We start from the raw sequence: 26,342 nt of genomic DNA on the forward strand, positions 1-26,342 counted from the left end.
TCGCTCAGCCACAAACGGGTATGAGTTAGGGAAAAGGTGCTTTACTAAGCAATCTGAATGTCTATTGTACATAACTCATTCTTATTTGTACATTATCTGCGTCCCGATTTTCCCATATTCACTAGCCACTTATCATGAACTCTGAAACTGGGGCCCGTTCCTCTTACCGAAATCTGGTTTACACCGCGCTGATCATTGCTGTAGTGGTACTGGCTATGCTATTTCCGGCCCCATTCCGTGAAATTGGTGGTTTTCAGCTAAAAACACTTATAATCCCCTTGCTACAGATCATTATGCTGGGCATGGGTACAACCATGTCGCTGGCCGATTTTGGAGAAGTGGCCAAACAGCCCCGCGCGGTGCTGATTGGGCTACTATGCCAGTTTACTATTATGCCGTTTATGGGGTACTTTCTGGCAAGTTCGTTTGGGTTTCCTCCCGAGATAGCCGCTGGGGTTATCCTCATTGGTTGCTCACCCAGCGGTTTAGCTAGTAACGTGATGTGCTTCATTGCCAAAGCGAACGTGGCCTTGTCTATTACCATAACTTCACTGGCAACCCTACTGGCGCCCCTGATGACTCCGACTCTGATGAAGCTACTGGCCGGGCAGTTTATTGCGGTAAGCTTCTGGGATATGATGATTGATATTCTGAAAATTGTTATCGCGCCCGTTGTGGTAGGTCTGGTTCTGAATCGCGTACTTCGAAAATCGGCTGTACTGCTTAATCGGGTGATGCCGCTCATCTCAATGGCAGGTATCGTGCTTATTGTCGGAATTATTACCGCAGCGGGGCGCGAAAGTCTGCTGACCGTAGGCTGGACACTGGGCCTGTGTGTACTGCTTCATAATCTGAGCGGCTTCGTACTGGGGTACTCAATGGCGCGGCTTCTGCGGATGCCGGAACAAAGTTGCCGGACGGTAGCCATTGAAGTAGGTCTGCAAAATGGTGGTCTGGCATCCGGACTGGCTCTGCAAATGGGTAAAGTGGCAACGGTCGGCCTGGCTCCGGCCCTGTTTGGTCCGATCATGAATACAACGGGTTCGCTGCTGGCTACGTTCTGGAGCCAACGCCCGCCCAAATCGGTAGCCGATCGGGTATCCCAGCCAGTATCTGCCCAGAAAGCATAAGCGGGTAAGCCCGTTTTGACCGGGCTGTAGGAGGTCCGGTCATTTTTTTATCCAAAAGTTGCATATACAACTTTTAGTATGCATGTTTACGGTATGGAGGCAGGTACGTACTGTATTGCGGGGCGGCTGCGGATGCTGGCGCGCTTAATCACGGGGCGCTATAACGAAGCGTTTACGGCCGAGGGCGTTACGTTTGCCCAGGCGGGGTTGCTCATGCGCATTTTTGCCCAGCCCGGTATTCGACAGAGCGTCCTTGCCCGCCAGTTGCAGATCGAAAAGTCGGCCATGAGTCGCGATGTGCAGCTGCTCCAGAAAAACGGCTGGCTGACCGACAACCGGCGCAAAGGCCTCTTTCTGACCGAAGCCGGCACCATACTGGCTAAACGATGTCATAAGCGGTGGAAAGTGCTGAACGCCCAGGTCCACGACGAACTCGGGGCCGACGTCGTTAACGGCCTGACCCTTCTTTCTGAAAAACTGATCCCAACCCCATAAACCAGCACCGTACCCTTACGGTGTCTATGCTGACTATGACTGCTAAACTACTGGCTAATCTCTGGCGCATCAACCAAGCTTCGGCGGCCGGGCCCATTCAGAAACTGACCCCCGAAACCTACCGCCATCGGCTAAACCCCCAAACGGCTTCGGCGGGTTTTATTGCGCTGCATACAGCCGAGTCGATGCATCGCTTCGCGGCTATGCTCTTCGGTCACCAGACTACCCTCGAAATGCGGGCTACGGGGGGCGTTTCGGACGATGGTAGCCCGCTCGACCTGGCCGCTGTTCAACAGGCCGTTGCGGACGCCTACGCGATGATTGCGGCCTATATTCTGGAAACACCCGACGAAAAATGGGCCGAAGTCATTCCGACTCCGTTTGGCGATACTCCTCGCATGGGCGCACTGGCCTTCCTGATGCACCATAATTCGTACCATGCCGGTCAGATTGCGCAGGCCGTTAAAAAAGGCCAACCCTTGGTAAGTTAATCACGACCGACGGTATGAAACCTGCTTTTCTGCAAACGAACCGGACCGAGTCGTTCCGCTCCTGGCGGTTCCGGACGCTGATGAACTGGTATCCGATGTACGTCGGTACGGGGGGTAAAATCCTGTTCTGGTCGGCTGATTCGCGGGAGGTGCATCTGCGCCTGCGCCGGAATATATGGACCTACAACTACGTCGGTACTATTTTTGGAGGCAGTATGTTTGCTGCATCGGACCCGTTCTATATGCTGATGCTGCTGCGCGTACTGGGGCACGGGTTCGTAGTCTGGGATAAGTCGGCCAGTATCCGGTTTCGGAAGCCGGGCCGCACGACGCTCTACATGCGGTATGAACTGACCGACGAACTGATCGACTCGATCCGTAGCGACGTGGCGACTCACGGCCAAACTGAGCGAACGTTCAGGTTGCAGTGGGTCGATGAAGCCGGTACCGTTCATGCGGAGCTGGAGCGGCTGTGTTACATCGCTGATAAAACCCATTACGAACAACAGAAGGGAGATCGGCAGCGCTCCCGGTTTCAGCGATAAGGGGCTAATACGCTGACTCGATACCAACCAACGATCTACCCGGCCAGGTGGCCTTGCAGAACATGACTGAGCATCACTTCACGGTACAACGAACGGCCCGCTACTATACGCTTGGCCAACTGACCGGCGAGACCCGGCATGTCTGGTTTTGCCTCCACGGGTTCGGGCAGTTGGCCCGGTATTTCAGCCGCAAGTTTACCGACTTTGCCGACCAGGAAACCTGCATCGTTGTGCCCGAGGGGCTGTCGCGGCTGTACCTGAACGGCGCCTACGATCGGGTCGGCGCGTCGTGGCTGACCCGCGAAGACCGCGATGTCGAAATACAGGATTTCCTTGGGTATCTGAACGGGCTCTACGACCACATCCTGGCTGGATGCTCGCCCGAGACGCTTCAGATAACCCTGCTGGGATTCTCGCAGGGGGCTGCTACGGCCTGCCGCTGGCTGGCGAATGAACACATTCGGGTCGACCGGCTGGTGTTATGGGCTGGATTCTTTCCCAACGGATTCGCGGATATGATCGATCCGGCCCGGCTGACTACCGTCGATGCCCATTACGTATACGGACGGCAGGACGAGTACATCCGCGACATGCCCGACCCGCAGGCCTACATCGATCAGATACAACGTCACGCTCCGGGGCTTCGTATAACCGCATACGAAGGCGGTCACAGAGTCGAGCCGGCTGTGCTGAAAGAAGTACTCCTAAGCGGGCCAGCATACTAACTGCGGGGGCGAGCTGCCTGAGCAGTTCACTGGAATGAATCCGAAAGAAATGGAATTATTCGGAGAAAGTATGGATAGTTGCATCTGAATTGTTACTCCTTTCGTATATACTTCTCATAAATCATATAGCATTATTTCATATATCCGCTATTTGGTGTCTGTTTTGACATTATAATTGGCTTAATTTGCTTTTTATTAACCTGTGAAGTATCGATAAACTCTACCTATGTCGGTTGTAAAACGCAACAATGTTCAGGTGCTGGGTAAACCTGATGCTGCGGAAACTCTAGTGTTTGCGCATGGATTTGGCACCGACCAAACTGCCTGGCAGGACGTTGCAGAAGCCTTTGCAGATAAGTACAAAATTGTATTATTTGACTATGTAGGGGCCAATGAGAAGACCACTCCCTTCTTCAATACCCGGAAATACAAGCACCTGCAAGCGTACGCGGATGACATACTGGATGTGCTGGAAGAACTGGCTCTTCGTCAGGTAATCCTGATTGGCCATTCGGTAGGCGGCATGACCGGCGCGCTGGCGGCCATTCAGGAGCCATCCTGGTTTTCTAAACTGATTCTGGTCAATGCGTCGCCCCGCTACGTCAATGACAGCGACTATCAGGGTGGATTCGACCAGCAAACCCTCGACGAACTGTTTGCGCAGATGCAGCGTGACTTTCATGCCTGGGCCGGTGGGTTTGCGCCCCGGATCATGGCCAATGCCGATCGGCCTCACCTGGCTAACGGATTTATTCAAACCATTTCGGCCATGCGTCCGGATGTGGCGCTGGCCATTGCGCGGGTCATTTTTCAGTCTGATCACCGGGCCGATATTGCGCAGCTTCAGCATCCAACGCTGCTCATTCAGGGTACGCACGACCTGGCCGTACCCCATGCAGTCGGGCATTATATGGAGAACCATATGCCCAACGCCTGGTTGACATTCATTGACGCAGAAGGCCATCTGCCTCACATTAGTCATGCCGATAAAGTCGTGCAGGCCATACGGCCATTTCTGCTCTCATAATCATGCTGGATTGTCGTATACTCGAACGAAACTTTCAACGAATTGCCACCGATGTGATTGGTCCTAAACGACTGGAGGCCTATGCTGCCGAAGTGGTGGCTCATCTGGATGCTGACTATTGTTACGTTGTTCAGGAGCGCGACGAGTGGACCGCCACGGTGCTGTTCTCAACCGCGTCGGCTGAGCCAATGCCTGCTTTCAATCCCGTTCAGCTAAACGAAATGACGGGCGAAAGCCCTTTTTTTCATCAACAGCCCTTTGTGGCCCGTCGGGCCCTGAAAAGCCTCTTCGGCACGTGTAAACAAGTATCGGGCTTCCGGCTGGAACACTATACTTTCAAAGGCTGGATACTCATTGGCTGGAAAGAACCCGTAGAGCACACCACGTTCGATATTGAGAACGCCCTGTTTCGCTTCGGCGACAAAGTGCTGATCAACTACCTCTCGCTGCAACGCATAGCACTGGAGCAACAGTATCGATTTCTGTTTTCGGTGGTGCCACAGGCTATTGTACTCATCAACGAACTGGACGATGTGGGCTGGGTAAACCAGGCGGCCATCGAACTGCTCAATCTGGAGCCCGATGAATTGCGCCCCCCGGCGGCTGCTTTGTCGGCGGGTATGCTGGCCCTGCGTAACCGGACCCTGAACAAAGAAGCGATCCAGGAAACGGCCGCTCAGCTGCTGAGCAACCCAAACTTCATGAGTAAAGAATGGATATGGACGTTTCCGGAACAGGTGCTGTCGGTGTTGACGCGCCCCATTCACTCGCCGTATTTCAAAGGTCGTATCTGGCTCTTTAACGATGTGTCGGAACTGTACACCAAAACGCAGCAACTGACGGAGGCCAACCGCGAAATCGAAAACCTGATCAGCGTTATTGCCCACGATCTGAAATCGCCCCTGGCTACGCTCAGCTTTATTTTTAATTTTCTGCCGATGCATGGCCCGCTGAACGATGAGCAAACGGACAACATCGAATACGGCCAGAAAACCATCAAGCGGGGGCTCGATTTGATCGACAGTATCGTTTATTTCAACAAGCTGATTAGCTCGAACCAGCCGCTGACCATGTACGACGTCGAGCTGGACGACCTGGTCGATGTAGTGGTTGACGGATTTGTGGCTCAGGCTTACCAGAAAGAGATTACCATTCACCGCCAGCGCACCGACCAGCCGGTGCTGCTGCATACTGACCCGGAGTCGCTGGTGCGGGTACTGGACAACCTGATCAGTAATGCGCTCAAGTTCTCGCCGTTTGGTCGGCAGGTCTATGTAGAGACCGAATGGCGCGGCCCTGAACTGACCATTGCCATCCGCGACGAAGGCCCCGGCATCTCGCCCGACGATCGGGTCAAACTGTTCCGGCGCTTTCAGCGTCTGTCGGCTCAGCCTACCAACAATGAAGGCTCGTCGGGGCTGGGGTTATCCATCGTGAAATCGCTGACCGAGAAGATGGGGGCCTCGGTAGAAGTTGACAGCACGCTCAACGTGGGTACGGTGTTCAGACTGGTATTTCCGGCTGAGTATGTACGCATCGGCGACGAAGAAGAAGTCAGCAACAATCGGGCGTAAGAGCCTCGGTGAGCCGATCCTATGCCTAGTTCAGGTTAAGTCCAAACAGAACCCCGAACCAGGGCTGGTGCTGATACAGCCACGACCGGCGGTTACTGTCCATCAGGCTGTCGACGCCAACGGCCAGCCCGACGTTGAAAATGTGCGCGTCGAAGATCGTGGCCACCCCCGCGTTGATCACGACCCCTTCGTACTCATAGGGAATCTGGTTGCTGGTAACGAGATCGTTGATCGTGGCCGAACCGATGCCCATGAACAGACCATAGCCAAACCCCTGGCTTTTCAGCGTGCGCGTGCCGAAGGTAGGCGTGACAGACCGGTAGCCGTACCGATGAAAATCGAGCCGCCGGCCCAGATACACGGCCGCGTTGAAGTTCGAATTAAGCTGGGGCGGTAACGCGCCTTTGGCCGGTCTGATCTTGAACGGCAGCGTGAATACGTCTATGTCTACTTCCGTCTGCGCAAAGGTCCAGCCTGCCGAGGCTTTTCCGGTGAGGTGCCGGCGCCCGTCCGTATGGGGCAGAATCAGCTGCAGACTATCCTGGCTGTCGGTTAGATAAACGCGTTTATGGAGCATACCAGCCTCCGGCGACCGGCGCACCGAGTAATAGCCGGCATCGAGCGTTTCAATCGGCGCACTCACCCGGCAACCCGTTACCAAACCGATAAGACACAGGCCGACCAGCCATACGCAACCCGGCCAGCAGGTAGTTATGTTCATCAACAAATCAGGTTGGCTATTTCCGGACAATAGTGGTAGCGGCTGCCTGGGCGCCGGCCAGAATGGTCAGATCGGCAATGGTAACATGGGCAGGGGCCGTTACCGCATATACGATGGTGTCGGCAATATCGTCGGCCGTCAGGGGCGTAAAGCCTTCGTATACTTTGGCTGCCCGTTCGGCATCGCCTTTGAAACGGACCATCGAGAACTCCGTCTCGACCGCTCCCGGCGCTATGTTGGTCACCTTGATGCCATGCTGGGTGAGGTCCAGACGCATGCCGGTGCTGAGGGCTTCTACGGCGGCTTTACTGGCGCAGTAAACGGCACCGTTGGCATAGGTTTGTTTGCCGGCTACAGAGCTCAGGTTTACAATATGGCCCCGCTGGCGCGCTACCATGCCCGGAATAACGGCTTTCGATACATAGAGTAATCCCTGTACGTTGGCGTCGATCATCTGGTCCCAGTCGGCCGGGTCGCCGTCCTGAATGGGCGACAGACCGTGGGCATTCCCGGCGTTGTTGACCAGGATATCGATAGCCTGCCACTCGGCCGGCAGCGATTGAATAGCGGCTTCTACGTCGTTCCGGTCGCGTACGTCGAAAGCCAGTGTCGTTACGCGGGTTTGTTCGCTGAGCTGGTCTTTCAGCGCGTCGAGCCGATCCTGACGACGGCCGCACAGAATGAGCTGGAAATCGAGGTCAGCAAAGGCCAGGGCGGTGGCGTATCCAATGCCTGACGTGGCGCCGGTAATAAGAGCGATCATAAAAAAGCAGTTAACGCATGTCGATGCTGCAAAGCTACGGGAAAACTGCAGCACGTTTGTTGTCGATTCCGGAAGATGAGCGAGGTTACAAGCCGGTGAAAACAGTTTTTATTCGGTAAACGTATAGGAGGAAACGGTTTCGGCCTGGATTTTGCATGTTACCGTTATTGGGTAGTTGTCAATAAGTTTTAATTGATAGATTTACCTATTGCACTACCGGGTAGTATTTCGTGCCGTTTGCTCAGTATAGACCAGTTCTATAAACTGACAGGATAATAGCCGACGTTATAGGTCCCTGATAGACAGCCATTCACAATCACACGGGTAGTCGGCTCCGGCCGTTTTGGAGAGGAAGCCAGCCTGCCCGTTTGATACACACCGTTTTACTCATGATCCCGCATTTTTCGGTAGTCATACCGACCTATCAGCAGCCGGCTCTATTACTCAAATGCCTCGATGCGTTGGGTAGGCAACGGCTCCCGCGCGATCAGTTCGAGCTGATTGTCGTAGACGATGCCAACTCGTCCGAAACCGCGGCTGCCGTAGCGCTGTTCACGCGGCAGATTGCACGGGCGGGTGGTCCGCTGGAGGTGCGCTATCTGGCTCAGCCCGAAGAGCGGGGGCCGGCAGCCGCCCGCAACCGGGGCTGGCGTGCGGCCCGGGGGCGGGTGGTAGCGTTTACCGACGAAGATTGTCTGCCCCAGGCTAACTGGCTGGCCTCGGTACTGCCCAGCTTCGAGCGGGGGGCGCAGGTTATTACGGGGCAGATGCACCTGACATTGCCCGACGGAACAGCACCCTACAGCCCCAGGAGCCTGTACCTGGACTCGAGTGAGTTGATCTCGGCCAACTGCTTTTGTCGAAAATCAGCGCTGGAGCGGGTGGGTGGTTTTGAAGAAGCGTTTGATTTATCGTGGCGCGAAGACAGTGACCTTCAGTTTAAGTTTATCCAGGCCGGTATCCCGATCAGTAAATGCCCCGAAGCCGTCGTGGTGCATCCTATGCGGGAGACGCCCTGGTACACTCCGCTGACCAACGAACAAAAAAGCCGGTATGATGCTCTGTTGTACAAGCGCCACCCCGAGCTTTTCCGGCAACGAATCGAAACCGACCGGGCACTCGTGCTGGAGTACTATGCATCGGTGCTGGGGGTATTGATGGGGGTGCTGGGCGCGCTGATCAGTAGCTCGTTAGTAGCGGTAGTTGGTTTCGGCGTCTGGGGCGTACTGTCGGTCAACCTGATCCGGCGTCGCTGGCCCGACCAGCCCAGCCGCCCGCTGGTTCAGCAAACCATCCTTACCTCGCTGGCAACGCCTTTTCTGGCCGTCTACTGGCGTCTGTACGGCGCTATCAAATACCGGGTTCTGTACTGGTAATAACCAATATATGCTGTTTTTTTGCACGAATGCTGAATTCAGGGAATCATTCCCGATTTGATTGTATTTTTGAGAGATGAAAGCGGCTCTATTTTACTCCGCTTTTGTCCGTTCATGGATCATTTACACCAATCGTTCGCGGTTCGGTTCTCGTATACCGTATTCTTTACCGAACGACTTTTTGATACAGCCAATCCTCTTTTTGCCGACTATTTCAGCCAGCCGACAGTGTCGGAAACGCCCAAAAAACTGCTCTTCGTGCTCGATTCGGGCGTAGTTGACACGCATCCCCATCTGCTGTCGGTCATTCGGCAGTATGTTGATCGGCCAGGGATGCCGGTTACGCTGGTGCCCGACCTGCTGGTCATACCCGGTGGCGAAGCAGCCAAGAACGACCCGGCGTTGGTTGAACGGATCGTTGACGCTGTTGACCGCTACGGTATCGACCGGCATTCGTACATCGTGGCCATTGGCGGGGGTTCAGTACTCGATCTGGTGGGATATGCTACGGCCATCTCGCACCGGGGTATTCGTCATATCCGGATTCCTACAACGGTACTCTCGCAGAACGACTCGGGGGTAGGCGTTAAAAACGGGGTGAACTATCGGGGCAAGAAGAACTTTCTGGGTACGTTTGCCCCGCCGGTAGCGGTGTTCAACGACAGCGATTTCCTGGCCACGCTCGACGATCGCGACTGGCGGGCGGGTATCTCCGAAGCGCTGAAAGTAGCGCTGATCAAAGACCGGCTCTTCTTCGACTGGATCGAAGCGAATGCGGCCCTGCTGGCGGCCCGTGATCTGTCGGCTATGCAGTACCTGATCCATCGCTGCGCCGATATGCACCTTCAGCACATTGCCGGGGGCGACCCGTTTGAGCAAGGATCGTCGCGACCGCTCGACTTTGGCCACTGGAGTGCCCATAAACTGGAACAACTCACCGACTTTACCCTCCGTCATGGCGAGGCCGTAGCGATTGGTATAGCCATCGACACTCTCTATTCCAACCAGCTGGGCTGGCTTTCGGAAACTGATACCAACCGGGTGCTGACGACCCTTCGGACGCTCGGTTTTTCCCTGTATCACCCCATGCTCGACGCCGACCATAGCGCGGGTATCCTGAAAGGGCTGTCGGAGTTTCGGGAGCATCTGGGCGGGCAGCTTACGATCATGCTGCTGCAGGCGCTGGGGCAGGGCGTTGAGGTTCACGAAATACAAACGGATGGGGTTCGGCAAGCCATTGCCTCCCTGCGCGAAAGCGAATTATCGACTACGGTCTAACCCAGTTTACTCATGATCGGGCCAGCAGCTGGAACGGTTCGTGCTGTGGGCATCAATGAGGTATTTGATTTGTTAGTACGTATGAAAACACCCCTCGGACATCTCGGTTACTGCACCAATATTCACCCCGGCGAGTCGTGGGCTGATCATTTTGCCGCACTGCGGCAGGCCCTGCCAGAGCTGAAACAACGACTGTCGCCCGGTGCTCCTTTCGGTATTGGCCTCCGCTTGTCGAACGAAGCCAGTGAAGAGCTTGAACAACCCGAAAACCTGGTGGCGTTTCAGCGGTGGCTGGCCGAAAACGACTGCTACATCTTCACCATGAACGGGTTCCCGTTCGGGGGCTTTCACCATACCAGGGTGAAGGATCAGGTGCACGCGCCGGACTGGACTACCGAAGCCCGGGTCGAGTATACCAAGCGACTGTTCCGGATTCTATCGGTACTGCTCCCCGTCGACGAGCTGGCCAACGGCATACCGGGTGGGGTGTCGACCTCTCCGCTGTCGTATCGGCACTGGTTCGAGTGGGAGCAGCCAGCCGCCCGCGACTATATATTTTCGCAGACTACGCAGAATGTGCTCGAAGTCGTGGCTGAGCTGATCAAACTCCGGCAGCAGACCGACCGGCTGATGCACCTCGATCTGGAACCCGAACCGGATGGTGTGATCGAAACCGCCGATGAGTTCATTGCCTGGTTTACAGATTATCTGCTGCCAATGGGAATCGAGCAGCTGAGTGAGCAGTTCGGACTGACCGACGAAGCCGCCGAAGCAGCTATCTGCGAGCACGTTCGGCTGTGTTATGACGTATGCCACTTTGCCGTCGGGTACGAACGCCCGGCCGAGGTGCTCGACAAACTAAAACAGTATGGCCTGCGGGTCGGTAAAATCCAGATCAGCGCGGCTTTGAAAGCTGAGTTTCCAACTGATCTGGCCGGTCGCGAAGCCGTACGGAAAGCCTTTGAGCCCTTCAATGAGCCAACCTACCTGCATCAGGTCGTAGCCCGGACTAGCTCGGGCGAGCTGGCTCGGTTCCCGGATTTGCCCGAAGCACTGGCGGCTTTGGACGATACGCATACCGAATGGCGGTCTCATTTTCACGTGCCTATCTTCGTTTCGGACTATGGACTGCTGCAATCCACGCAGGACGATATTCGGGAGGTATTACGGCTACAGACCGAACGGGCCTTTACCAATCAGCTGGAGGTAGAAACCTACACCTGGGACGTGCTGCCCGGCGAGCTGAAAGCCGATCTCGTGGACTCGATTGAGCGGGAAGTAAAGTGGGTAAAAGATGTAACGAACGAGTGACGCCACCCGGTAGGCACCCCTTCACTCGTTCATCCTGTTGCTTATGAAAAAGACCGTAGTACTCGACGTAGTAGGGCTATCGTATTCGCTGATTGGCGAACACATGCCTTTTCTGAAACAGTGGATAGCCGGTAAACAACGCGCTACCATCGACCCCATGCTGCCGGCCGTAACGACTTCGGTGCAGTCTACGTTTGTTACCGGCCAGTGGCCATCCGAGCACGGCATCGTTGGTAACGGCTGGTACGACCGCACCGACGCGGAGGTGAAATACTGGAAACAGTCGAACAAACTCGTGGCGGGTGAGAAGATCTGGGAGCGCGCCCGTAAACTCGACCCCGGCTTTACGGTCTCGAAAATGTTCTGGTGGTATAACATGTACTCGACCGCCGACTTTTCGGCCACGCCCCGGCCGCAGTATCCGTCAGATGGCCTCAAGTTTCCGGACTGTTACACCCAGCCCGGCGACCTGCGCGATCGGCTCCAGCGCGAACTGGGTACCTTTCCGCTGTTTCAGTTCTGGGGGCCGTCGACAACCATTAAAAGTACCCGCTGGATTGCCGACGCAACGATGTTGGTCGACCAGTGGCATAACCCAACCCTGACGCTCGTTTACCTGCCGCATCTGGACTACTGCCTGCAGAAGTTCGGTCAGGACATGGCCAAAATTGCCCCTGATCTGCGCGAGATCGATGACGTATGCCGGGATATGATCCAGTTCTACGAAAAGCAGGGGGCCGAGGTCATTGTGCTGTCGGAATATGGCATTACGAATGTGCATAAACCGATTCATATCAACCGGATTCTTCGCGAAGCCGGTATGATCCGGTACCGCGAAGAGCGGGGGCTGGAGCTGTTCGATGGGGGAGCATCGCCTGCTTTCGCCACGGCCGATCACCAGATTGCGCACGTATACGTGAACGACCCGTCGGTGTACGACAAGGTCCGGTCAATTCTCGAAAAAACGCCGGGTATCGAACTCGTGCTCGACCGGGAGCAGCAGAAAGCCTACCATATTGACCACGAGCGCTCGGGCGATTTTGTAGTTATGGCCGACGCCGAGAGCTGGTTTACGTATTACTACTGGCTCGACGATGCGCGCGCGCCCGATTTTGCCCGCCTGGTAGCCATTCACCAGAAACCCGGCTACGACCCCGTAGAGTTGTTTATGGACCAGACAAATCCGCTCATCAAGCTGAAAGCGGGGTATAAGCTGGCCCGGAAAAAGCTCGGGTTCCGCTACCTGATGAACGTAATTTCGCTCGATGCCACGCTCATAAAAGGATCGCACGGGCGGCTGGAGGCCGATCCGCACCTCCATCCGGTATTTGTCGGGAGCCATCCGGTATCGGAGCGGCTGACAGCTCCGGAGGTGTGCAACCAGATCTGGCGAACGCTGACGGCCGACGTTCTGGCGAAACAGACAGACTGAATTCTTGGTTGTTAGAGCAAAATGACGTAATTTAATTGTATGAGAGCTTGCGTCGCCCTTCTCCTCCTGGCTGCGGCCTGTACCAGCAACCGCCCGCCCGCCGTGAACGCTCCGGCCGACGGGGCTGAATATTACCAGCCTGGCCAGCCTACGTACGGAGGGCAGCAACGACTCTATCCTGACCCGCAGGGCGGAATGGGCCATTCGCAGGACCCCGACATCCGCGTTACTGACGTTCGGCTAACGGCCAGCTACACCGTTGTGTATATGACCTTTGCCAAAGACCGGAACGATCGGAACAGCAATTTCTTCGGAGCGAGCAGTATTTCGTTTAACCCCAAGGCCGTGCTGGCCACCCGCGACGGCAAGCGGACGTATAAGCTCGTCAAGACAACCGGAATCCCGCTCTCGCCCGAAACCCGCGAAATCCGAAACGACGAGCGCGTGCCGTTCGTGCTGTATTTTGAACGGATCGATCCGGATGTGAACCAGTTTGACTTGTTTGAGTGCCAGAGTGATAGCAATAATTCGTGCTTCAACGTGGCTGACATCAACGTCGAAAACAACTCACAGTCTACGTCCACCAGGTCGAACTAAGTATATATTTTTCGAACAGCCCGTACAACGAAGTTGGTGAGCAGGCGTTAGGATTATATTGTTGCTTAGTAGACTTAGTGTAATTATGTCCTTTCTCTCGTTATCAGGCAAACGTTTTCGCATTTCCCGTTCTTTACTCATTATCTTCCTCTTTTCGTTGCTAAGCCTGTTTGCACTGGCTCAGGTTAACCTCAAATATCGGCTGCTCAACGGCTATTCGCTAAGTACGGAGGCCACCGTTAACAAAGGGAAACCTACCTTATTTGTGTTCGAGCAGGCCGAAACATTCGAGCAGGTATTCAAAGCCGCTCCTACATCGACCAAACGCCCTGACCAGCCTAATTTCAGTAAAGAAATGGTGGTTGGTGTTACCATTACCGCTACCAACAAGCCTCCGCGCCTGAGTGTGAGCCGGGTATTCGTGCAGGATTCGACGCTGACCGTTCGCTATATCCGGCAAGTCGACAGCTCTATGATCAATAACCCCCAGGCGTTTATGTCGCAGCCTATGCTGCTGATCGCGATTCCTAAACAGACCGTGTTGCGGACCAAACTCGTCGAGAACGGCCGCGTGGTTCAGACGCTGAAGAAGAAGGAAGAAAAGGATCAGTAGTTTATTAAATCAAAGAAAATGTAGATATATTGTCGAGTCGCTTTCAGCCGTAGCCTGTTATGTCGCCCGACAATCCACACGACAAATTCTTTAAGGAAGCGTTTTCGCAGCCTGAGGTGCTGATCGACTTTCTGCACCTGTTCGCTCCAGAAGCCGTTTGCGAGCGTATTGATTACGCAACGCTGGTTCGGGAGGCTGACTCGTTTACGGACGATCAACTGGCCGAGCACTTTGCCGATCTGGTCTTTTCGGCCCAATACGGCGAGCAGTCGATCCGGCTCGTATTGCTGCTCGAACACAAAAGCTATACTGAAGAGCATCCGCATTTTCAGATTAACCGGTATCTGCTCAACGTATGGGAGAGTCAGCTTAAACAGAAGCAGCCACTTACGCCCGTACTGCCCGTTATTGTTTACCACGGCAAACGGCGCTGGAAACAGCGCCGGGTAGCGGATTATTTTGCTCCGGTCGATGAGTCGCTGCGCGTTTACCTGCCTGACTTTGACTACCTGCTTGTGGACTTGTCGACCCTGTCGGATGAGCGGTTGCCCCTGCTGAGGTCCGACTATGCCCGGCTAACGGCTATACTCCTGCAGAACAGTCGTCGTAAGCGTGAACTAGCCCGCCTGCTCGATACGTTTGCCGATGTGGTCAGGCGGTTGGTCGAAACGCCGGCTGGTCAGCGGTTTGTTGGCACCGGCTTCCTGTATCTGACCTATACATCGGCCTTGACCCGGGTTGAACTATTCACTATTTTTAGCCGTATCTCATCACAAACCGATACAACGACCATGACCGTCGCCGAAGAACTAATCCGCGAAGGCGAGAAACGAGCCATGACCGTCGCCGAAGAACTAATCCGCGAAGGCGAGAAACGAGCCATGACCGTCGCTGAAGAACTAATCCGCGAAGGCGAAAAGCGCGCCATGATCGTCGCTGAAGAACTAATCCGCGAAGGCGAAAAGCGCGCCATGACCGTCGCTGAAGAACTAATACGAGAAGGTAAAGAGCGTGCTATGAAGGCTGCTGAAGAACTCGTGCGCCAGAAAGAAGAGCGTGCTATGAGAGATGCTGAAGAACTCGTGCGCCAGAAAGAAGAGCGTGCTATGAAGGCTGCTGAAGAACTTGTACACCAGAAAGAACGGGAGGCTTCGGTTAAATTCATTGGCGCGATGCTGAAACTGAATCTGGACGTAGCAACGATTGCATCGGCAGCGGAATTGCCACTGACCGACGTAGAAGCGATTGTCGCTGAAATTAACCGCACGGGAGCCGCCTGACGGTAACGCTACGCAGGACATAGAGAAAAGCGAACCTACGGGATTCGCTTTTTTGTTGCTCTAAAATAGAGGGTACGGTAACGAACTGACGTCCAGAGCAGACGTTTTCCGTATCTTTGCACTTATTTTTTTCGGACCGCTCCGGCGGCTTTCTCATATGCCCGGCTTGACATATCCTCAATACGAATCCCTCGACTACGCCCAGATTGCGGCCGAGGTTCTGACTTACTGGAATCAAAATCAGGTATTCGATCGGTCGGTAACCACCCGCGACGGAAACCCTACCTTTACGTTCTACGAAGGACCGCCCTCGGCGAACGGAGCGCCTGGTATTCATCACGTTATGGCCCGAACCATCAAGGACATTTTTTGCCGGTACAAAACGCTGCAGGGCTTTCAGGTCGAACGGAAAGGGGGGTGGGATACCCACGGCCTGCCCATCGAGCTACAGGTTGAGAAAGAACTCGGTATTACCAAAGACGATATCGGCAAGAGCATCAGCGTGGAGGAATACAACCGCCGGTGCCGAGAAACGGTTATGCGGTTTACGGACCAGTGGAACGACCTGACCCAGAAAATGGGCTATTGGGTCGACCTCGATAATCCGTATGTGACCTACAAAAACGAATACATCGAGTCGGTCTGGTCATTGTTGCGGCAGCTGTACGACAAGAACCTGCTCTACAAAGGCTACACCATACAACCTTACTCACCCAAAGCGGGTACAGGCTTGAGCTCGCACGAACTGAACATGCCCGGTACGTATAAAGACGTTCGGGATACCACCATCGTGGCGCAGTTCAAAGTAAAACATAATGGCAAGTCGTTCTATTTGTTCGACGCGGCTTATGAGGCTTCTAACGGCGTACAGAATGATATCTTCATTCTGGCCTGGACCACTACGCCCTGGACCCTGCCCGCTAACTCGGCGCTGACCGTTGGGAAGGACATCGATTATGTCTTGATCAAAACGTTTAATCCGTATACGTTCCAGCCGATGCACGCCGTGCTGGCCAAAGCGCTGGTAGGCCGGTGGTTTACCGAAAAGGGACGGCAGGATACGGTCGACAGTCCGGCGTTCGACGCTTATCTGCCAAACGACAAGGTAATACCCTGGGCCGTAGTCGACATCCCCGGCTTCAAGGGCGAACACCTGGAAGGAATCGAATACGAGCAGCTGATGCCGTACGTACAACCCGCCGGATCGGCTGCATTCCGGGTGATTCTGGGCGATTTTGTGACAACTGAAGACGGAACCGGGGTCGTGCATACCTCGCCAACGTTTGGTGCCGACGACTTCCGGGTGGCGCAGCAGGCGGGTATTCCGGCTATCATGGTCAACGACGAGACCGGCAAGGAGGTGCCGATCGTAGACCGTCAGGGCCGGTTTGTCGCCGAGATCACCGACTTTGCGGGCCGGTATGTGAAAGAAGAATATTACAGCGATGAAGAGCGGGCCGACCCGGACTTTAAACCGACCGACGTACTCATTGCCATCAAGCTGAAAGAAGAGAACAGGGCGTTCCGGGTGGAGAAATACGAACACCCCTATCCGCACTGCTGGCGAACTGATAAGCCCATACTCTATTACCCGCTCGACAGCTGGTTTATCCGGACAACGGCGGTGAAAGACCGGCTGGTTGAACTGAATAAAACCATCAACTGGCAACCCGAAAGCACCGGTACCGGCCGTTTCGGCAACTGGCTCGAAAACCTGGTCGACTGGAACCTCAGCCGCAGCCGCTACTGGGGAACGCCACTGCCGATCTGGCGCAGCGAAACCGGCGAAGAGGTATGCATCGGGTCGGTGGCCGAGCTGCTCGAACGCGCTAAAAAGGCGATCGAAACGGGCAACCTAAACGAGGAGCAGCTGGTAAAAAACGAAGCCTTTGTGGCCGCCGTAGAGGCTAGTAAGCTGAATCCCAACGGGGCGTCGTTTGACCTGCACCGCCCGTATGTCGATGAGATCTATTTCGTATCGGAAACGGGGCAGCTGATGCAGCGCGAAACGGACCTGATCGACGTCTGGTTCGACAGTGGGGCCATGCCCTATGCGCAGTGGCATTATCCGTTCGAGAACAAAGACGTTTTCGAAAAAGCGTTTCCGGCCGACTTTATCTCGGAAGGCGTTGATCAGACGCGGGGCTGGTTCTTTACCCTTCACGCCATTGGGGTGATGTTGTTCGATTCGGTTGCGTTCAAAAACGTGGTTTCAACGGGCCTGGTGCTGGATAAGAACGGCAACAAGATGTCGAAGCGACTGGGTAATGCCGTCGATCCGTTTGCTACCCTGGCTCAGTACGGTCCTGATGCCACCCGTTGGTACATGATCACCAACGCCGAGCCCTGGGATAACCTGAAGTTCAATATCGAAGGCATTGGTGAGGTGCAGCGCCGGTTCTTCGGTACGCTGTTCAACACCTATAATTTCTTCGCCCTCTACGCTAATCTGGACGGCTATACCGTGGCCGACCGGGTGCCGCGCGAGCAACTGCCCGAACTCGATCGCTGGATTCTGTCGAAGCTGAACACGCTGATTCGTGAGGTTACGGAGCAATATGAAGCCTATAACCCCACCAAAGCCGGGCGGTTGATCCAGGACTTTGTGAGCGACCAGCTCTCGAACTGGTACGTACGCCTGTCGCGTCGGCGGTTCTGGGCCGGAGCCTCTAATACAGGGTCTGTTTCGGTCGACAAACGGGCGGCCTATGAGACTCTGCACCAGTGTCTGACTACGGTAGCGCAACTGATGTCGCCCATTGCGCCGTTTTTTGCCGACTGGTTGTACCGGAGCCTGACCGATGCCCAGCGGGCAGAGTCAGGAGCCAGCAACCCGCTCCTCGGGCCTGATTCGGTGCATCTGACCGACTGGAGCCGGGTCGATGAGGCCTGGATCGATACTGACCTGGAGCGCTCAATGGAGCTGGCCCAGCAGGTATCGTCATTGGTTCACTCGCTGCGGAAAGGGCATAAGCTGAAAGTACGCCAGCCGCTGAGCCGGATCCTGATACCGGTCCTGAACGCCGATACGCGTCGGCAGGTTGAGCACGTTAGTCCGCTCATTATGTCGGAGGTCAACGTGAAAGCCGTCGAGTTCGTCGACGATGCCAGCGGAATCTTGAAAAAGCGCGTCAAACCGAATTTCAAAGCCCTCGGTCCCAAGTTCGGAAAGCAGATGAAAGACGTAGCTGCCGCTATCACAGCCATGACCGAAGAGCAGCTGAAAGAGCTGGAAGCTGCCGGGAGCTGGCAGTCGTCGGTAGGTACGATTGCACTGGCCGACGTTGAGATCGTAACCGAAGATATTCCGGGCTGGCTCGTAGCAAGCGAAGGCGGCTTAACCGTTGCGCTCGACGTGACCGTAACCGACGAGCTGCGTCGGGAAGGTATTGCCCGCGATGTGGTTAATCGCATCCAGAACCTGCGTAAAGACCGCGGTTTTGAGGTGACCGACAAGATCAGTATCGAACTCGAGCGGAACGATGCGGTGCTGGCCGAAGCCGTAGAGGCCAACCGGTCGTACATTCAGCAGGAGGTTCAGGCCGTTTCGCTCCAGCTGGTCAGCGACCTGAACGGGTCGGCGGCCGAGATCGAAATGGACGAGTTTGTGCTACGCGTGAAGGTAGACGTGGCCCGCTAGAAGACCACGTAAAATACAGGTTTCATCACAAAGACCGCTTCGTTGACCACATGCCCTTGGCTGGTCAGCGAAGCGGTCTTTGTTTTGGGTCATTTCCCCAAAAAATATATGAAAACGTATCTTTTACTCGCTATGCTGACCGCCCCCGGAGCCTTTTGTCAGCCCATCGATTCGAGCGGCACATTTCCGGTAAAGAGCCATTTCAGGCGTGGCATACTCACCGAGTTTGGCCTGGCAGGAACCGTTACCGGACTTTCTAACCTTCGTTCGTTTTTTCGGAATAACCAGATTCGGGGCGCATCTATCTTTGATTTATACGTGAGTATAGGGGGGGGCGTTCGGCTAAACCGGGTTAAGATTCTGGCACAATATGGGTTTGGCCTAAAAGATGATAAAGCCTATTTTGATTTAGCCCAAAATGGAGATGAGATCGTAGCGAGAAATACATTGGCCAACTATTCGGCGCTCTTTGTCGGCTATGACATCATCGATGCGCGAAACCGTCGACTCTACCTGAACGTAGGCCTGGGTGGGCTGGAGTACGGATATACTATATTCAGGCGAAGCAGCCAGCCAGTTTCGTTCCCAACCATTTTATCTGCCAGCCAGCCTGGTACGGTACCGTCGCTGCTGTTGCGAAACGCGGGGTTTGTAGACGTTAACCTGGAGTACGCCCACCGTGAGAAGAAGAAGAGAAGCATCGAGTACACCATTCGCCTGGGCTACCGACGCGGTACGGTAGCCAAAGCCTACGAGTCAGATGCATTCCCGTTGGTTAATGCCCCCCGCGACCGGATTAATCAGTGGTATCTGCAAACGGTTTTCAATATGTCGTTGAACGGAGAAAAACTGCGTTTCCGATGAACTGGCTACTGAATATAGGCTGGTGGTTACTGTTACTCGCGCAGCAGCCGCGCACGGAGTCGGCCCGGCTGGTTATCTACCGACAGAAAGAATTTGGTGGCAACAGCTACCGGATTTACATAAATGGCAAAACGAAAGAGGTTTTGCCGCCCAACCGATATTGGCAAGTCGACGTATCCCCGGGTCGAACAAAAATCGAGTCTGGTAAAGATTACTATACCGATATACAGACGGTATGGCTGACGCTTCAGCCTGGTCGAACATATTATATTAAAGCTGTAGAAGAAATTGACTTTTTGTCGCGTACCTTGCTTATGAAGGCTGTGGATGAGAATCAGGCTCGGCAGGAGCTTCGTAAAATAAAGCCTATTGAATCGTCGCTGGTAAATCAACTGGACTAGTCAGCTGTGTTGTCCATCCGGAAATCGTCCGCTATACTATTACTGGGCAGTGCGCTGGGTAGCCTGCTCACGTATTGGGCCTGGCTCCTGTATAAAGCGGGTACGTGGCAGCCCGTAAACGACGTCTGGCCCGATGTTGGTGGCCTGATGCGCTATCTGCTGGGCATCATTGTCGTACTGGCTACGCTGGTCGCAGTGGCTGAAGCGAACTACCGGCTGGCTTTTCAGCGGTGGCTGCTCAGGCCAGAAACGCACTGGTATTACTGGGTCTGGCAGTGCCTACTGGCCTGGCTGACGTTCGAAACGCTGCAATGGCGCACAGGGTATGATCCTGACTTCGTTGATGAAAATATAGTGGTTACGGGTGTATTGCTCGCGCTTATAATTGCCTATGGATATGTAGCTGATTCGTTTCGTACCCGTCGGGAGCGGATTCAACTGCGTCAGCAGAAAACAGAAGCGGAGCTGACGGCGCTCAAAGCGCAGATTAATCCGCATTTTCTGTTCAATGCCCTGAATACCATTTACAATGAAGCGTTGCTGGCCAATAATGAGCGGGTTGCTGACCTGATTCAGCAGCTGGCCGGAATTATGCGCTTTACCCTACAGGAGGCCCGGCATCCGCTTATTTCAATCAATACCGAATTGCAGTTTCTGGAAAAATACCTGGCTCTTCAACGCGCCCGCTTGCCGCATTCCAGCCCTATCCGGTTAGAAACGCAATTCGACTGGGACGGCCAGGAAGCTCAGATTGCGCCTTTGTTGTTAATTCCGTTCGTAGAAAATGCGTTTCAGTATGGTATCAGCCTGGTGCGTCCATCCTACATCAACCTCGACCTGCGCATTGAAAACCGGCAGTTGTGTCTGGAACTGGCCAACAGTTGCCCGCCTGTGCAGGTCGACAAACGAGGTATGGGAACAGGTATAATCAACGCTCGGCAACGGCTTGCCCTGATCTACCCGGCCCGGCATGCACTGACCATCCGGCAGACTACCGATTCTTTTATTGTAAGCCTGACGCTCGATCTCAACTAACTATGGTTAACGCGATTGCCATTGACGATGAACCGGCGGCTTTGGAGGTACTCCGTCACTATGCCGACAAGGTTCCCTTTCTCAACCTGGTGCAAACCTTTGTGGGTACGGCTGATGCACTGGCGTTTCTGCATACCGAACGGGTAGATCTGATTTTTCTGGATATTATGATGCCCGACCTGTCCGGTACTGATTTCGCCCGGAGTATAGCTCCGCTGCAAAAGTCAATCATATTTACTACTGCCTTTACCGACTACGCTGTAGAAGGCTTTAACCTGCAGGCGCTTGACTATCTGTTAAAACCCATCGAATATGGCCGGTTTCTGCAGGCCTGTAACCGAGCGTATGCGCAGCTGATGACCCAGCGCGGGGCGTTATCAAGCATATTCGTCAAGGACGGTTACGATTGGATTCGGGTCAACCTCGAAGAAATCCTTTACATTCACTCTGATACGAATCTGTTGTTCATTCACGAACAAAACCGCCAGATTTCTACCCGAATGACGATTACAGATATGCTGGCTACGCTACCCAATGATCAGTTCATTCGCGTTCACAAATCGTACATCGTAGCCCTGAGAGCCATTCGGCGAATTGAGCGTCATCAGTTAACGGTTGGGACGGTGACTATCCCATTGGCAGGCAGTTACCGGGATACGGTGGAGCAGCGTCTTTTACGAAAATGACAGGATTACTCCTTTTATCAGTAGATAAGTTTGATAGAGCAAGCACTCCGTAAAGAACAGAGGTTATCTTTTGTGTACGTAAACTAGGTATAGTGTATATAAAGAAAAGGGGTATGAAATCACAATAATTATGCCTGATATAAATCTATAAAACCAATATAAGTAAATGTATATAAAAAAAATGTTGCTAAAAAAGAGTGCTTTTTACCTACAAAAATAGACTCTGGTGGCTATACACATGGTTTCTGGGCTCGCTCAGTACGTAGTATCGCTTGCGTAAAAAAATAAATCATACGGGTGGCATAGTTTTCGTAAAGCCTTAGCAGATAAGTAACATCTGGACATGCTGTACCAGTCGGCTTCTGCCTGTCTCTTCGGGATATGTAGGGCGTCGGAGCGGGGCGGTCAGCGTGGCAGAATCACAAGAGCACCGGCTTTACCAGTCATCAGTGCTTAACGCGGCCAGTTCGCGTACCCATGTAAGTGCATTCCGTAACTCGTATAGCAGATGTATCTGCTACCTCATTAAATCCTCTCATGGCTTTGACAGATCATTTACTTAACTCACTTCGCTCGTTTGTCAATAATTACCAGGCCGTTATGTGGCGGCTGCGCGAGTGCTCACTCAATGATGAGCAATTGGGAATAGCCCTGGGGGTCAGCGGAAACGCGATCCGCAACCGGCGGGCCAAACCCAGCCTCTGGAAATTGTCTGACGTTCAGCGACTGGCGGATCATTTTTCCCTGCCGACAACAGCCTGTACCCAGTTGAATCAGCTTTTACACGAACTGCCCGACCGGCTCCGGACAATGCCAGCCGCTGAACGTCGGCGTATTGAACGGATGATGGCAATCAAAGTAGCTCAGTTGGAGACCTACAATCGAAGCGACTGGCCCGTGCGTCACCTGCTCCGTATTCAGCAGGCGCTGGTAGATTCCAGTCAATAGAAGTTGCCAGATGGATAGCTCGCATATGCCGGTAGGAATGTCCTGTCGGCATATGTACTTTTACGGTGACCTAACGACACCGTATGATTACTCCTCTCCGTATTTTACTACTTTTATTTCTCGCTGGTTACCAGGCAGTAGCGCAGTCGCCCGCTCTAACGCGGGGGCCTTACTGGCAGGTCGTTACGCCTACGTCGGCTATTGTGCGCTGGCAGACCAGCCAGCCCACTACCGGCCGGGTTTGGTTCGGGACTAACGCCAACTCGCTAAGCGGCACTATCCGCGAAACACAGCCGTCTACGGACCATGTACTAACGCTGACGGGACTGCAACCCGCCACGCGCTATGCCTATGCTGTTGGGTATGACGACACTCAACTGGCCGCAGGGCCCGATTATTACATCAAAACGGCTCCCTTATCCGGTAGTACCCAGCCGTTTCGGGTATGGGTACTGGGCGATTTTGGCAACGGAACGGATAACCAGCGGGAGGTATATCGGGCGTATCGGGCCGCTACAACCAACCGATCCTCTGATCTGTGGGTATGGCTGGGCGACAATGCATATTGCTGCGGAAAAGACGATGAGTACCAGCGATACGTGTTCGACGTGTATGGGCCAAGTCTGCGTAACATCCCTATCTTTCCGACACCTGGCAATCATGATTACGCCGATAGCCGCACTAACTTCGACATTGCTTATTATCGCCTTTTCTCGTTTCCGGAGCGGGGCGAGGCTGGTGGAGTCGCTTCCGGTACGAAAGCGTATTTTTCGGCCAACTACGGCAACGTACACCTGATCTCGCTCGACTCGCAGGCCCAGCAGCCCGATGATCAGAAGCGGCTATACGATACAACCGGTAGCCAGGTGCAATGGCTCAAGCGCGATCTGGCGGCCAACCGGCTTCCCTGGACCATTGTTATATTCCATCACCCTCCCTATAGCAAAGGCTCGCATAACTCTGATACAGAAGAGCAGATGCGGCTCCTTCGCGAGAACCTGACGCCCATACTGGAACGCTACGGCGTTGATCTAGTGCTGAATGGACACAGTCACGGCTACGAACGCTACTATCGGATGCGAGGGCAAACAGGACTAGCCAATACCTTCGATCCGGCCAGACACATTGCTGAACCGACATCGGCCCGTTACGATGGTTCGCCCAATTCCTGCCCGATTCTGACCAAAGGTACCGGAACGGTCTATGTTGTTAACGGTTCGGGGGGCGCGCAGGGGGGCGTATCGGCCGATTATCCGCACAGAGGTATGGTAGCGGGTTATCGGGGCGATACCTGGGGCGGGTCAATGCTGCTCGACCTGAACGACAATCGGCTCGATGCGCAGTTTATCGCGTACGACGGTTCGGTGCAGGATAAATTCACTATTATGAAGCAGGTAAACAAAACCGCCACGCTGACTACCGAGTTTGCCGATACGCTCCAGCTAGTGGCCTCATGGCCCGGCGACTCGCCGGGAGCCTATCGATGGACCAGCGGGCAAACGAGCCGGAGTATTCGCTACGTAGCTGATAAAGCCGGTACGTTTCCGCTTACGGTCAGTGACGACAAACAGTGCCTGACTGATCAGTTTACCATAACGGTGCCACAGCCGCCCCGGCTTACCGCAGTCCTGTCCGGAATAACCACGGCCTGTGTAGGCGCCGTTCTGCCCGTGACCGCAACGCCCGAGAATACGACCAAGGCGAACGGCTGGCAGTACGATGTGCTGCTTTCCGACGCGGCCGGGAATTTCGCTGCGGAACAAGTGGTTGGATCGGGAACACTCAACGCGCTCCGGGCTACGCTGCCGACATCGCTACCGGCCGGAGCGGGCTATCGGCTCAGGGTGCGGCCACGCGGCATTTCCTACGCTACGCTGATTGCCAGTCCGGCTTTCGCCGTACGAAGCCAGCCAACCGTTAGTCTGAGCGGTTCGGCCACGGTTCTGGCTGGCGAACCAGCTTCGCTTACTCTTGCTTTTACCGGCGATGCGCCCTGGCGAGGGCTGCTGTCGGATGGTACCGCCTTCACGGCTACAACCAGTCCATTCCTGGTGTCGGTAAAACCCATGCAGTCGACCAGCTATACGGTCAGATCTGTCGAAAATGCCTGTGGAGCCGGTGCTGCAGCTGGTCAGGCCACGATTACGGTATTACTGCCAACGGCCACGCAGGCGCTGATCGACAGCCGTTTACGGGTTTATCCTAACCCGGTTCAGGACCGTGTGATCGTAGAATGGCTGCCGGGCCGACAACAGGATGTAACTTTGAGCCTGATTGACGGGCAGGGGCGCGTCGTATATCAGAAACGAGTTGGCCAGGCGGCTTCGTTTACTGAATCAGTTCTTTTACCGGCGGCAGGGGTTTATCTGCTGTCGGTACAGGCTGGCCAGGAAGTACGTACCCAAAAGGTCGTTAAACAGTAAAGACTATTGATGTTTCGCGCTTTTTTGAGCCTTACCCGTCCAGCCAATCTGGTTACGGCTATCGCAGATGTGCTGGCTGGTATGGCCATTGCCGGTTATTTTCTGACCTCGGCGCCTGACCCGGCTCCGGTTGGCTGGCTTTGTCTGGCTACGCTGGGCCTGTATGGGGGAGGGGTTGTTTTTAACGATGTTTTCGATGCCGAGCTGGATGCTATTGAGCGCCCTGAGCGGGCTATTCCGAGTGGGCTGGTCAGCAAGTCGGCGGCTACGGGATTGGGCGCTGCGCTGCTGGGCCTGGGTATCGTTGCTGCGTTTCTGGCCAATCAAACGGCCGGCTTAATCGCCGTTGGCATAGCGGTAGCTTCATTGGTTTACGATCGGTTCGGGAAACACCATGCGCTGCTGGGTCCGTTGAATATGGGTCTCTGCCGCGGATTGAACCTGCTGCTGGGCGTGAGTATCTTCCCTGAGCAGCTGGGCCCCTGGACCTGGGTCGGTTTGGTACCAGTAGTCTATATTGCCGCTATCACCATGATTAGCCGGGGTGAAGTTCATGGCGGCAAGTCTGGAACGATGCGGGCGGCTGGACTGCTCTATGCACTGGTTATTGGCTGCGTTGCTGCGCTGGCGCAACAGCGTGGGCAGTTAGGTACGGCCCTGCCATTTCTGATTTTGTTCGGCTACTATATTTTTCCGCCCCTTTGGCGAGCCGTTCGGAACCCGATAGGTCCCAATATCGGTATGGCCGTCAGGGCCGGGGTGCTGTCGCTGATTGTCATGAACGCGGCCTGGGTGGCGGCTTTCGCATCGTTTCCATTGGCCATGCTGGTGTTCTGCCTGCTGCCGCTTTCCCGCCTGCTGGCTAAGGTATTCGCAGTGACCTAGGCGCTTTCGGTTGACATCAATATCACACCAAAACGATCAAACGCAAAAACTCCGGTTTCGGAAACAGAGCCAACAGGCTCAGTTGCTTCCGAAACCGGAGTT

General features: G+C 54.6%; 24 protein-coding genes. 22 read left to right on the forward strand and 2 right to left on the reverse strand.

Annotated features, from left to right (window positions below; translation table 11 throughout):
• Positions 1-134 precede the first annotated feature (134 nt).
• The 7 genes from FBR45_RS19105 (at position 135) to FBR45_RS19135 (ending at position 5,987) form a co-directional block, all read left to right on the forward strand.
• Positions 135-1,130 (forward strand): bile acid:sodium symporter family protein, encoded by a 996-nt coding sequence (locus FBR45_RS19105; RefSeq protein ID WP_138505222.1) that lies wholly within the window; start codon positions 135-137, stop codon positions 1,128-1,130.
• A gap of 78 nt (positions 1,131-1,208) precedes the next feature.
• A complete protein-coding gene (locus tag FBR45_RS19110) occupies positions 1,209-1,625 on the forward strand; it encodes a MarR family winged helix-turn-helix transcriptional regulator (RefSeq protein WP_246082307.1) in 417 nt (138 codons plus the stop codon).
• 35 nt (positions 1,626-1,660) lie between these two features.
• On the forward strand, positions 1,661-2,116 hold the full coding sequence (locus FBR45_RS19115) for a DinB family protein (protein WP_138505225.1): 456 nt from the start codon (positions 1,661-1,663) through the stop codon (positions 2,114-2,116).
• A 14-nt stretch (positions 2,117-2,130) separates the two neighbouring features.
• Positions 2,131-2,661 carry a DUF4442 domain-containing protein gene (locus FBR45_RS19120; RefSeq protein WP_138505227.1) on the forward strand — a complete coding sequence of 177 codons (531 nt, stop codon included), beginning with the start codon at positions 2,131-2,133 and terminating at the stop codon, positions 2,659-2,661.
• 62 nt (positions 2,662-2,723) lie between these two features.
• Entirely contained in the window at positions 2,724-3,386 is a 663-nt protein-coding gene (locus FBR45_RS19125; RefSeq protein ID WP_138505372.1) for an alpha/beta hydrolase, read from the forward strand.
• A 226-nt stretch (positions 3,387-3,612) separates the two neighbouring features.
• Positions 3,613-4,413 (forward strand): alpha/beta fold hydrolase, encoded by an 801-nt coding sequence (locus tag FBR45_RS19130; RefSeq protein ID WP_138505229.1) that lies wholly within the window; start codon positions 3,613-3,615, stop codon positions 4,411-4,413.
• 2 nt (positions 4,414-4,415) lie between these two features.
• A complete protein-coding gene (locus tag FBR45_RS19135; RefSeq protein ID WP_138505231.1) occupies positions 4,416-5,987 on the forward strand; it encodes a sensor histidine kinase in 1,572 nt (523 codons plus the stop codon).
• A 25-nt stretch (positions 5,988-6,012) separates the two neighbouring features.
• On the opposite strand, the gene FBR45_RS19140 is transcribed toward FBR45_RS19135, so the two are convergent.
• Together FBR45_RS19140 and FBR45_RS19145 are read right to left on the reverse strand one after the other, a co-directional pair.
• Positions 6,013-6,708 (reverse strand): hypothetical protein, encoded by a 696-nt coding sequence (locus FBR45_RS19140; RefSeq protein WP_138505233.1) that lies wholly within the window; start codon positions 6,706-6,708, stop codon positions 6,013-6,015.
• A gap of 16 nt (positions 6,709-6,724) precedes the next feature.
• Positions 6,725-7,471, reverse strand: a complete 747-nt coding sequence (locus FBR45_RS19145; protein ID WP_138505235.1) for an SDR family NAD(P)-dependent oxidoreductase — start codon at positions 7,469-7,471, stop codon at positions 6,725-6,727.
• A 389-nt stretch (positions 7,472-7,860) separates the two neighbouring features.
• Here FBR45_RS19145 and FBR45_RS19150 point away from each other — a divergent pair, with 389 nt between their 5' ends.
• The 15 genes from FBR45_RS19150 to eboC all read left to right on the forward strand — a co-directional run bounded on the left by FBR45_RS19150 (position 7,861) and on the right by eboC (position 26,240).
• Positions 7,861-8,847 (forward strand): glycosyltransferase family 2 protein, encoded by a 987-nt coding sequence (locus tag FBR45_RS19150; protein WP_138505237.1) that lies wholly within the window; start codon positions 7,861-7,863, stop codon positions 8,845-8,847.
• Between the two features lie 114 nt (positions 8,848-8,961).
• On the forward strand, positions 8,962-10,125 hold the full coding sequence (locus tag FBR45_RS19155) for a 3-dehydroquinate synthase (protein WP_138505240.1): 1,164 nt from the start codon (positions 8,962-8,964) through the stop codon (positions 10,123-10,125).
• A gap of 81 nt (positions 10,126-10,206) precedes the next feature.
• Positions 10,207-11,436 (forward strand): metabolite traffic protein EboE, encoded by a 1,230-nt coding sequence (eboE, locus tag FBR45_RS19160; RefSeq protein WP_138505242.1) that lies wholly within the window; start codon positions 10,207-10,209, stop codon positions 11,434-11,436.
• Between the two features lie 43 nt (positions 11,437-11,479).
• On the forward strand, positions 11,480-12,868 hold the full coding sequence (locus FBR45_RS19165; protein WP_138505244.1) for an alkaline phosphatase family protein: 1,389 nt from the start codon (positions 11,480-11,482) through the stop codon (positions 12,866-12,868).
• 39 nt (positions 12,869-12,907) lie between these two features.
• A complete protein-coding gene (locus tag FBR45_RS19170; RefSeq protein WP_138505246.1) occupies positions 12,908-13,465 on the forward strand; it encodes a hypothetical protein in 558 nt (185 codons plus the stop codon).
• A gap of 85 nt (positions 13,466-13,550) precedes the next feature.
• Entirely contained in the window at positions 13,551-14,078 is a 528-nt protein-coding gene (locus FBR45_RS19175) for a hypothetical protein (RefSeq protein WP_138505248.1), read from the forward strand.
• A 59-nt stretch (positions 14,079-14,137) separates the two neighbouring features.
• Positions 14,138-15,358 (forward strand): Rpn family recombination-promoting nuclease/putative transposase, encoded by a 1,221-nt coding sequence (locus tag FBR45_RS19180; protein WP_138505250.1) that lies wholly within the window; start codon positions 14,138-14,140, stop codon positions 15,356-15,358.
• A 157-nt stretch (positions 15,359-15,515) separates the two neighbouring features.
• Positions 15,516-18,998, forward strand: a complete 3,483-nt coding sequence (gene ileS / locus FBR45_RS19185; protein ID WP_138505252.1) for an isoleucine--tRNA ligase — start codon at positions 15,516-15,518, stop codon at positions 18,996-18,998.
• A gap of 108 nt (positions 18,999-19,106) precedes the next feature.
• Positions 19,107-19,862: a hypothetical protein gene (locus tag FBR45_RS19190; RefSeq protein ID WP_138505254.1), complete on the forward strand. Its 756-nt coding sequence runs from the start codon at positions 19,107-19,109 to the stop codon at positions 19,860-19,862.
• Positions 19,859-20,263, forward strand: a complete 405-nt coding sequence (locus tag FBR45_RS19195; RefSeq protein WP_138505256.1) for a DUF2846 domain-containing protein — start codon at positions 19,859-19,861, stop codon at positions 20,261-20,263. Before FBR45_RS19190 ends, FBR45_RS19195 begins: the two co-directional genes overlap by 4 nt.
• A gap of 6 nt (positions 20,264-20,269) precedes the next feature.
• On the forward strand, positions 20,270-21,298 hold the full coding sequence (locus FBR45_RS19200; protein WP_138505258.1) for a sensor histidine kinase: 1,029 nt from the start codon (positions 20,270-20,272) through the stop codon (positions 21,296-21,298).
• Between the two features lie 2 nt (positions 21,299-21,300).
• Positions 21,301-21,984: a LytR/AlgR family response regulator transcription factor gene (locus tag FBR45_RS19205; protein WP_138505259.1), complete on the forward strand. Its 684-nt coding sequence runs from the start codon at positions 21,301-21,303 to the stop codon at positions 21,982-21,984.
• A gap of 537 nt (positions 21,985-22,521) precedes the next feature.
• Entirely contained in the window at positions 22,522-22,932 is a 411-nt protein-coding gene (locus tag FBR45_RS19210) for a hypothetical protein (RefSeq protein ID WP_246082308.1), read from the forward strand.
• A gap of 83 nt (positions 22,933-23,015) precedes the next feature.
• A complete protein-coding gene (locus FBR45_RS19215; RefSeq protein ID WP_138505262.1) occupies positions 23,016-25,355 on the forward strand; it encodes a metallophosphoesterase in 2,340 nt (779 codons plus the stop codon).
• A 9-nt stretch (positions 25,356-25,364) separates the two neighbouring features.
• On the forward strand, positions 25,365-26,240 hold the full coding sequence (gene eboC / locus FBR45_RS19220; protein WP_138505264.1) for a UbiA-like protein EboC: 876 nt from the start codon (positions 25,365-25,367) through the stop codon (positions 26,238-26,240).
• The last annotated feature ends 102 nt before the right edge of the window (positions 26,241-26,342 follow it).

It is taken from the genome of Spirosoma lacussanchae (genome assembly GCF_005870035.1).
GTDB lineage: Bacteria > Bacteroidota > Bacteroidia > Cytophagales > Spirosomataceae > Spirosoma > Spirosoma lacussanchae.

Excerpts from the sequence above, each read along its gene's own strand:
- FBR45_RS19205 (WP_138505259.1), top strand. The coding sequence starts at position 21,301 with ATGGTTAACGCGATTGCCATTGACGATGAACCGGCGGCTTTGGAGGTA.
- FBR45_RS19165 (WP_138505244.1), top strand. The coding sequence starts at position 11,480 with ATGAAAAAGACCGTAGTACTCGACGTAGTAGGGCTATCGTATTCGCTG.
- FBR45_RS19115 (WP_138505225.1), top strand. The coding sequence starts at position 1,661 with ATGACTGCTAAACTACTGGCTAATCTCTGGCGCATCAACCAAGCTTCG.
- FBR45_RS19170 (WP_138505246.1), top strand. The coding sequence starts at position 12,908 with ATGAGAGCTTGCGTCGCCCTTCTCCTCCTGGCTGCGGCCTGTACCAGC.
- FBR45_RS19130 (WP_138505229.1), top strand. The coding sequence starts at position 3,613 with ATGTCGGTTGTAAAACGCAACAATGTTCAGGTGCTGGGTAAACCTGAT.
- FBR45_RS19195 (WP_138505256.1), top strand. The coding sequence starts at position 19,859 with ATGAACTGGCTACTGAATATAGGCTGGTGGTTACTGTTACTCGCGCAG.
- eboE (WP_138505242.1), top strand. The coding sequence starts at position 10,207 with ATGAAAACACCCCTCGGACATCTCGGTTACTGCACCAATATTCACCCC.
- FBR45_RS19175 (WP_138505248.1), top strand. The coding sequence starts at position 13,551 with ATGTCCTTTCTCTCGTTATCAGGCAAACGTTTTCGCATTTCCCGTTCT.
- ileS (WP_138505252.1), top strand. The coding sequence starts at position 15,516 with ATGCCCGGCTTGACATATCCTCAATACGAATCCCTCGACTACGCCCAG.
- FBR45_RS19110 (WP_246082307.1), top strand. The coding sequence starts at position 1,209 with ATGCATGTTTACGGTATGGAGGCAGGTACGTACTGTATTGCGGGGCGG.
- FBR45_RS19120 (WP_138505227.1), top strand. The coding sequence starts at position 2,131 with ATGAAACCTGCTTTTCTGCAAACGAACCGGACCGAGTCGTTCCGCTCC.
- FBR45_RS19190 (WP_138505254.1), top strand. The coding sequence starts at position 19,107 with ATGAAAACGTATCTTTTACTCGCTATGCTGACCGCCCCCGGAGCCTTT.
- FBR45_RS19105 (WP_138505222.1), top strand. The coding sequence starts at position 135 with ATGAACTCTGAAACTGGGGCCCGTTCCTCTTACCGAAATCTGGTTTAC.
- eboC (WP_138505264.1), top strand. The coding sequence starts at position 25,365 with ATGTTTCGCGCTTTTTTGAGCCTTACCCGTCCAGCCAATCTGGTTACG.
- FBR45_RS19140 (WP_138505233.1), bottom strand. The coding sequence starts at position 6,708 with ATGAACATAACTACCTGCTGGCCGGGTTGCGTATGGCTGGTCGGCCTG.
- FBR45_RS19145 (WP_138505235.1), bottom strand. The coding sequence starts at position 7,471 with ATGATCGCTCTTATTACCGGCGCCACGTCAGGCATTGGATACGCCACC.
- FBR45_RS19180 (WP_138505250.1), top strand. The coding sequence starts at position 14,138 with ATGTCGCCCGACAATCCACACGACAAATTCTTTAAGGAAGCGTTTTCG.
- FBR45_RS19125 (WP_138505372.1), top strand. The coding sequence starts at position 2,724 with ATGACTGAGCATCACTTCACGGTACAACGAACGGCCCGCTACTATACG.
- FBR45_RS19215 (WP_138505262.1), top strand. The coding sequence starts at position 23,016 with ATGATTACTCCTCTCCGTATTTTACTACTTTTATTTCTCGCTGGTTAC.
- FBR45_RS19155 (WP_138505240.1), top strand. The coding sequence starts at position 8,962 with ATGGATCATTTACACCAATCGTTCGCGGTTCGGTTCTCGTATACCGTA.
- FBR45_RS19210 (WP_246082308.1), top strand. The coding sequence starts at position 22,522 with ATGGCTTTGACAGATCATTTACTTAACTCACTTCGCTCGTTTGTCAAT.
- FBR45_RS19135 (WP_138505231.1), top strand. The coding sequence starts at position 4,416 with ATGCTGGATTGTCGTATACTCGAACGAAACTTTCAACGAATTGCCACC.
- FBR45_RS19150 (WP_138505237.1), top strand. The coding sequence starts at position 7,861 with ATGATCCCGCATTTTTCGGTAGTCATACCGACCTATCAGCAGCCGGCT.